The following is a 1,153-nucleotide window of genomic DNA, read 5'->3' on the forward strand; positions in this document are numbered from 1 at the left end:
TCGATGAAGATGCGCGATTTCTCGAATGCGCCCCAGGTGAAGCGCGATCCGAGCGTCCAGACCATCTCGCCGATGCCCGTCGACCGCACCGGCGAGCCCGGCCAGGGCCTCGCCGACGTCGGCCACAAGGTGCTTGTCTACAAGGATCTGATGGCGCTCGAGCGCAATCCGGATGTGCGCGCGCCGAGCCGCAGCATCGACATTCACCTCACCGGCAACATGGAGCGGTTCATGTGGTCGTTCGACGGCGAAAAAATGTCGGACCATCACGAGCCGATCCCCTTCATCGAAGGCGAGCGGGTGCGCGTCAATCTCATCAACGACACGATGATGGGGCATCCGATCCATATTCACGGGCATTTTTTCGAGCTGGTGACGGGGCATGGCGATCATGCGCCGCGCAAGCATACGGTGATCGTCCAGCCCGGCGGCAAGGTGACCTGGGACTTCACCGCCGACGCGGTCGGCGACTGGGCCTTCCACTGTCATCTCCTCTACCACATGCATGCAGGGATGATGCGGGTCGTGAGCGTCCGTCCGAAGGGAGACGCGTAATGACCCGCATCCTCACGCCGCTGGTGAGCGCGATCGCCCTTTTCGCTGCCGCGCCCGCCTTTGCCCAGGATCATTCGATGCACGGCATGCCCGGCATGGCGCCGCCGGGCGAAGTGGCGCCGGCGCAGGAGAAGAAGAAGGACAAGGCCGCCGCCAGGCCGCGCGCTCAGACACCAGCGCCGGACGCCACCTCGGCGATGGACCATTCGCAGCACCAGGCCAGTCCTGCGCCGCAGGGAGATGCGGCCGGTCAGCCGCAACCCGCGTCTCCCGCGATGCCGGAGATGCCGGGTATGGACCATTCGCAGCATGGCCAGACAACGATGCCGAGAATGCCCGCCATGCCCGGCATGCAAATGACCGGCACGGCGCTTCCGGCCGGCAATGCGCCCCCGCCGCCTCCCCCAAGCGACCACTTCGCCGATCGTGATTTTCCCGGCGGCGAGATGGCGCGCTCGCGCGACATCATGATGAAGGATAGCGGCGGCAACAATTTCGGGCAAATGCTGCTCAACCTGTTCGAGTATCAGGCGCATAGCGGCCGCGATGGCTATCGCTGGGATGGCGAAGGCTTTTACGGCGGCGACATCAACCGGCT

General features: G+C 65.0%; 1 protein-coding gene and 1 pseudogene. Both read left to right on the forward strand.

Going from position 1 to position 1,153, the window contains the following annotated elements; genetic code table 11:
• A partial coding sequence (locus BGN95_RS12005) for a multicopper oxidase domain-containing protein (RefSeq protein WP_286772733.1) occupies positions 1-555 on the forward strand: 555 nt, incomplete at its 5' end.
• A pseudogene (locus tag BGN95_RS12010) lies at positions 555-1,153 on the forward strand (copper resistance protein B); the annotation flags it as partial. The gene BGN95_RS12005 and the pseudogene BGN95_RS12010, both read left to right, overlap by 1 nt.

The organism is Sphingomonas sp. 66-10, assembly GCF_001897045.1.
GTDB lineage: Bacteria > Pseudomonadota > Alphaproteobacteria > Sphingomonadales > Sphingomonadaceae > Sphingomonas > Sphingomonas lycopersici.